The organism is Holospora elegans E1 (assembly GCF_000648275.1).
GTDB classification, from domain to species: domain Bacteria; phylum Pseudomonadota; class Alphaproteobacteria; order Holosporales; family Holosporaceae; genus Holospora; species Holospora undulata_A.
The window spans coordinates 1-6,746 of sequence record NZ_BAUP01000012.1 but is presented as its reverse complement, the minus strand read 5'-3'; the positions used below and the strand labels follow the sequence as shown (position 1 = coordinate 6,746).

At 42.5% G+C, this 6,746-nt stretch carries 3 protein-coding genes; 2 read left to right on the top strand and 1 reads right to left on the bottom strand.

Going from position 1 to position 6,746, the window contains the following annotated elements; genetic code table 11:
- Positions 1–172 precede the first annotated feature (172 nt).
- Positions 173–565 carry a transposase gene (locus HE1_RS00195; RefSeq protein ID WP_052567118.1) on the bottom strand — a complete coding sequence of 131 codons (393 nt, stop codon included), beginning with the start codon at positions 563–565 and terminating at the stop codon, positions 173–175.
- A gap of 944 nt (positions 566–1,509) precedes the next feature.
- On the opposite strand from HE1_RS00195, the gene HE1_RS00185 reads away from it, so the two are divergent.
- Together HE1_RS00185 and HE1_RS00180 are read left to right on the top strand one after the other, a co-directional pair.
- A complete protein-coding gene (locus tag HE1_RS00185) occupies positions 1,510–3,828 on the top strand; it encodes a hypothetical protein (protein ID WP_162480063.1) in 2,319 nt (772 codons plus the stop codon).
- On the top strand, positions 3,738–6,746 hold a 3,009-nt coding region (locus HE1_RS00180), incomplete at its 3' end, for a hypothetical protein (protein WP_162480062.1). The genes HE1_RS00185 and HE1_RS00180, both read left to right, overlap by 91 nt.

Below are 6,746 nucleotides of genomic sequence, written 5' to 3'. Positions count from 1 at the left end.
TGTATACGCTTCTATAACGGGCCTTACACAAGAACACAAGGGGACTCAGGTGGATCAAAGATAAACTCTTATTCTTTGATTTCAGCGATCTTTTAAACTACCTGAAAAAAAGTGAGGGGGAGTATGGTATTTTCTACAAGATGTCTAAACTTGTAAATATCTTTATTGCGTTCTATTGGGAAATAAAAGGATTCATGTTGTTTTTTCTTACCTCATCAACAATGCGATTGGTACAATATCCTTTGCTTGCAAGAAGATTTTGAGCGCTTATTCCTTCAACACGCTGGCTAGTTTGTTTGCAATTAGCAACGATACCTGATGTAATGATAACTCTGACCGGAATTCCCTGGGCATCCACGGCCATATTTAGCTTCGTGTTGAGCCCCTTTTGTGCGGGAATCCTGCTACCTTCCTTACCCCCTGCTGCATAAGGATGTACTTTTATGTAACTGGAATCTATCATCAGCTCCTCATAGTCTGGATCAACAATCAGTTTTTCTAAAAGATTTTCCAAAATTGTCTTTATTTTTCCATCTGCAAAATCATTTTGTGCGTATTTTTCCAATCTCCATAACGAGGGAAATATCTCGCCAAGTGGACCTTTTTCTTAGAATCCACAAAACAGCGTTTAACGATTAGATACCCTTTGCAAATGATTTAGCCATGCATATGTTCTTTCGACAATCCAACACTTTGGAAGTATGGCCCATTCTTGAGATATATGCTCTGAGAGTGCTATAGTTTTATTCAATAGAGTTCTCACAAACTCCCTTTTATGTAGGATATTTTTGCAATGCTTCTTCAAAAACTCTGCACCCAGCACCTGTGTCATTGGCCTTATGAACCCTTGATATGGAGCAGATTGCCTTGCCTTATCAACACCACTATGCTGTTTGCGTATCTTTTTTCCCTCCATCTATACCTATTTTTTCTGAGGCTCCTGTGAGTTTAACACTTGTTTTAACACTTAGTGAATGATGCTATAGCTGGGATTCTTGCTCTTTTCATACTTAATTCGGCTTATCTTAACAAGTTCATGCATCCGAATGTACCGTCGAATATGGTGGAAAATCTTTTGCTAGCATGCGCCGTTGATAACCGCTCTTGATTATATAACATACTGCTTTACCCCCCTCTTTTTTGTTGTATTTGCTTTTATTGCCGCTACAAAATGATGCTTTTTCACATCCTACTCTTTTAAATCGCTTGAATAATTCTTCTTCTACTCCTTCAAGCCTTTTATATCACACTTTTTTATTCATGAATACAGGTTATTAAATCGCTACTGATAAATACAAAAATAGAAGAAAAAATTCAGTTACAGATAAACCAAAAGGAAAGACTGAAGGATCTAAGAAGAAGGCTAATATGAAAAAGAAGGAATAGGGGATGATGTGTCAAAAGCACAGGTAAAAAAAAGTAAAAACAGGAAGAAAGAAAGAGGGGTAAAGAAAGGTATTGAGGGTATATTAAACCTCCAGAGCGAAAATTAGGATATTTTTTATGAAGATGAACAAAGGTTTTTTCTTTATGAATGTGGGGATAGGTGTAAGTTTATGGATAGGAATTGAAAATAGCTATGGTGTAAAAGAAGGGAGATTGAATGTTGGAAGCAAAGGAGAAGAGGAGTTTGAAGAAATAGAGCTTAAACGGTACGACTTTAAGGGGAAGCGAAAAGTATTTCTAGAAAAGGAAAGCGGAATATTAACAGGGCTAGAGGAGGTAGAAGAACTAACCATTCAGGAAGCAGAAACGATAATAATAGAAAGCCCTATTTTAAAGGCGCTGGATATTCGCATTCAGGCAAAAGAGTTTATAAGTACGCAAGTGTTGAATAGTCAGAGTGTGATGCTTGATTTGGGGGGGTGTGCTTGGATTGGAAAGAAAAAGAAAGAAGGAAAAGTTGAAGGCAATCAAAGCTTAACATGGAAATGGAGCGAGCAAGACCAAGGGCTAGTATTGGCGCATCGCTACGAAGTAATATCTTTGGGGGCTACAGTGATTCCGGAATATAAAGGGAGGCTAAGGAAATCAGAGAAATGGCAATCATGGATGGCTGGGGGGTGGATCTTACCTTCTTTTGAAGCAGATTTGGATCAAGGATGGCAAGTGGGGAAGATGTGCATTAAGGGCTCTGGGGAGGTGTGGTGCGCAGGATTAATAAAGGCAAAGGCGTTAGACCTTGGAAAAGGAGCGCTAAAAATAAGCGGAGCGTTTAGTGGAGAACGCGTAAATATAAACGAAGGAAGGCTTTCAGTGCAAGGTGCTGGAATAAAAAGTCACCAAGGGTGGTGTCCTATTACAGGGCCAGGGGCAGCATGCATAAAAGATATAACAGGAACAGGAGAGCTAAGAAACGAAGGGGGGATGGTATATATCGGGGGAAGTAAAGTAGTGCCAGTATTTCTTCATAGCGAGCAAGTAAGATTGTGTTCAGGGCTTAGGCAGGCGTCTTTTTTTCCAACAACACCTTGGGAGCCGTGGACGTTTGTTGAAGGAACGCTGTTACAGAAAAGAATGACTGGATCTTGCGCCGGTCTTCTTTCTGGGCGTTGGGGGATAGGGGGATTTGTGGGAAATCTGCCAGTTCCGTCAACGGGATGGGCAGAGCATTGTAAAAACATTAACGAATGGATGCGCCAGGAATTGAAATGTAAAGACTCTGACTGGATGGATGAGCAAGGGCGAAATCATTTTTCTAATTTTTCCCAAGGGAATCGAGTATGGATTCAAAAATGGGCACCAGACATAGGGGGGCAGATCCTATCCTTAAGCCAAAAAAAAGAATATTCAGGGCAAACACTAAAAAAAGGAATTTTAATAGAAGCACAAGAAGTAGACCACCTAAGTTTGCAAGGGTTTGAAGAGCTATTGATCATAGGGACTGTGTGTGCCAGTCATTTGGAACTAAAAGGAAATCGATTGCTGCATATGGGGGATATGCAGTGCAAGGATGTAAAGATCGATGTAAATACATGGCATCAATGGAGCGGAATGCTGGAGTGGAATCAGATGAAAATGGACCTCAGGAACGAGGCCTGGGATTCTTGGTCTGTATTAGGGCAAGTAAGGTGCTATGGGCATATTCGTAATATGTCTGCGGTTTTGGGAAGTCAAGATTTTCCTGTGTTTAAGGCATTGTCCAATCTTTCTTGTTTCCCCAGTTTGTTATTTTCAAAGGGGAGCTTTGTGGAAAATCTGAATTTTTCTGGAAAAGAAGCTTTTTTGGGAGATGGACTTATTGTTAGGAATTTTAAGCTTTCTGGCACAGCGCATACGGCAGGAAACACTGAAATTTGCTGCCTTGATTTAGAAGATCGCGGGAAATTGTGGGCAGGCCCTCAAACCGTTCCCATGGAATTAAGGTGGGTAAGGGGGGAGGGAGAAGATCACAGAGGAACAAGAGAATGGTGGGAAGGGCGCTCTGGCTTCATGACGATAACGCCGCCAGCGCATGTGGAAATTCATCGTGTTCAAGGCAAGGGAGAGATTATAAATAAAGGGGGATATTTAACACTTCATGGAATTATAGATCAAAGTCAGGTAGCTTTGTCTTCCCAATGTATTGCGCTGTTGCCTAGTGCCGGACAAGCACAAAGAAGTGGGCTTAGGGCAGAAAAAGGAACGCTATTTGGCAGTTCAGGACCCCTTGAAGGATCTTTGGTTCCAGAAACGAATATAGGGGGCGCCCTTATGGTGAATAATCTTCAAGCTTTAGGGGCTGGAAGGTATTTTGTTTGCTATGTTGGAAGCACGGGGGGGCAAACCTTTTCTGGAAGAAGGGGGGGGCGGAATCTGGCGTGCTGGAAAGTCGTCGAAGCCTTTTAATTCAAAACTCCCAAAAGCAAACACCTTATTTTCAAGAAGGGGGGTATGAGGATGCCTTTATTCAGTACATTTTTTCTTTGGAAGATGGAAAATATGAACAAGAAAATTTTTCAGCGCTTAAAAAGTTTTACGCAATGGATCAGATGGATTGGGATCATGAGAAACGTGAAAAAGAGCCAAACATAGAATCCTTTTTAAAAAATGAAAAATTGACAGAAGGGTCTTTTTCTTTGGATGCCTTTTCTTCATTTGGTACACAAGGAGATTTCCCTTTTTTTGATAGAGCGTCTGGGCAAAAAAGTACAATTTTAGATGTGCAAGTTCCTATAGGATTTAACGAGCAAAATCAGGTATTTAATCCAGTATTGGCCAGAAAGTATCAGAAATTTCTCTGGCAGGTGCAAGGTCAGGCGTTAATGTTTAGAAAGATTGAAAACATGACGGATCCGATTTTTCAGCAGATGAAGAGCTGGCTTCAAGGGGAAGTGGTGCGTGCAAGCAAATATATTCAAGAACTAAAAGAGAAGATACAAGATCTAAAAGAGAGTTACCAACATCTATCTTTAAAGTATAAAGAGAACCTTAAAAGGGATATCAGCGATGAACAATCCAAAATTTTAAAGGTTGAAGAGGCGTTCAATATTTTTTCCATACAAAAAGAAGGGGTATCTATTTTTTGTGGATTTCAAGAAAGGTGCACCGCCATTGAATGGGGAATAAAGCAAAGAAGTGATCGATTAAAATGGCTAGAGCAGAATTTTTTAGAAGAAATCAAAAAAAAGGCAAATATAAATAAATTAAGTCAAGCTCTATCTGTTTGCACAAAGGTGTGCCAGGGGATTGAAGCGCCAAGGACAAATCAAGGGCGTGCCCAATCTGCTTGCACAGAAAAAACTGAAATGTGTGGGGGAAGGGGGGAAAAAAAATTATCGATAGATGATTGCAAGCAAAAGGCGTTATCTGAAAATTTTCAGCAGGAAGGGGCGTATTACCAAGAAAGTTTCCTCCAGCAAGAAAGTTTCCTCCAGCAAGAAAGTTTCCTCCAGCAAGAAAGTTTCCTCCAGCAAGAAAGTTTCCTCCAGAAGGAAGCCCCTTTTGCAACGCAGCCGTGTTTAGCTTTGGCGATTCCTTCATTTTTTGCTTCTCAAACAGAACATCAGATTACTCAGCAGGCTTCTTGTGCTCCGATTGTGATAAACACTCAAGGAGATTTCAAAGCCGGGGAGATTTCGATTTTAAGTCATCTGCCTTTAATGCTGCAAGGGCAGTTTCAGATTTTGGGAAATTTTGATATAAGGGCTCCTAAAGTTTTGGTGGCAAGCTCTGTTACGTCTCATACAGAAAAGAGGGCGCTGGAAAATGGGGGAAGCTACAGCATCACGCAAGATACGCTTCACAGGACTTCCATTACAGCTGGGGGAAGGTTCAGCGTGCAAGGGCAAGATTTTTTGACTCTTGCAGCAAACATCAGGGCCGAACAAATAGAAGTCACGGTGGACCGCTGGGCAGATGCGGGGATTTCAACCACCACACAAGACCGCCTGGTAGAGCAAAAGAAAAAAGAAACCGCCGTGTATTCCGGGGCAAGTTCAACGTTTCATGGCTCTACCATTCAAGGGAAGTGGATTAATGCGCAGGCCAAGCACATTGCCAGCCAAGGAGGGTCTTTTGCAGGATCAGGCAGCATTCAGGCGCTTACTCTTCAACACCGTCCAGGGTATAGCTCTTCTTGGGAAAGTTCTTCTAACAAATATATCCAAGAAGAAAAGCAAAGTTTTCACCCAGTTCCTGGAGCAATTCATGGGCAGCTGTCTTTTGTGCAAAATTCTCAAAAGTTTATTTGTGGCCAAGAAAAAGATGGCCAAGAAAAAGAGGAAATCCTTCACTTTGAGTTTGGGCAAGGAAAGTCCCAGCAAAGCACCGCTGCCGATATGCCAGAGCAGATTCAAAGCTCAAGCATAAAAGATTTTCCAAAAAGCGCCCTTGACGTGCAATTCAGCAGCACAAAAGAATTTTCCCAGCAAAGCACCGCTGCCGATATGCCAGAGCAGATTCAAAGCTCAAGCATAAAAGATTTTCCAAAAAGCGCCCTTGACGTGCAATTCAGCAGCACAAAAGAATTTTCCCAGCAAAGCGTCCTTGACGTGCAAGCGCAGATTCAGAAAAAATCAGAAGAGGCCTGCGGGATGGTGATAAAGGTAAAAAAAGGATCTTTTCAAGCCACGCAATTTTCTGGGTCTGTAAAGGTGCAGGCTCAAGAAGCGCTTCAGTTGATGGCAGCCCCCATCAAAGACAGTTTTGAAAAGGTGCAGGTTTTAAAAGACAATAAGATTCTGCAAAAAACTCAAAGTCTTTCAGGGAAAGGGGTGGACTATCTGGATTGCGGGGTAAGCGGAACGCTTTTGGTGGATGCGCCAGTGCTGGAGGTTGCCGCAAAGCAGGATTTGCCTTTAGAAATCGCACCAAGAGAAAATTTAACGGAAACCTTCACGCAGGTGCAGCATGTATTAACGCCCTGCATCAAAGAAATGGTTCAGCCTTGCCAGGTAAGCCTTAAGCCCGCGATTAAGGCGGTGCTAAGTGTGGGGATATCTGCGCTTTCCGCACTAACGGGGGGGCCCATAGGGGCGATTAGCAGCGCTATTGGGCAAAGTTTCATCCAGAATAATGGGCTAGATTCTTTGCTGGGGGGGCCTTCTTTAGAGCTGAGCTCTTTTTTGAAGGACCTGGGCAAGAATCTTGTGGTAAAAGCGGGGGGGATGGCTCTGGGGGAGGTTATCGGAACAACTCCCGCGATAAACATTGCAAAAAACACCGCTCTGCATTGCGCCGTCTATCAAAGCGATCCTGTAAAAACCCTTGCCAGCCAATGCCTGGCAGAGGCCTCTTTGCAAGGGGCAAGCTTTATCGGAAGGGCA

Bases quoted from the DNA above. Each gene is read 5' to 3' on its own strand.
- HE1_RS00185 (WP_162480063.1), top strand. From the start codon at position 1,510: ATGAACAAAGGTTTTTTCTTTATGAATGTGGGGATAGGTGTAAGTTTA.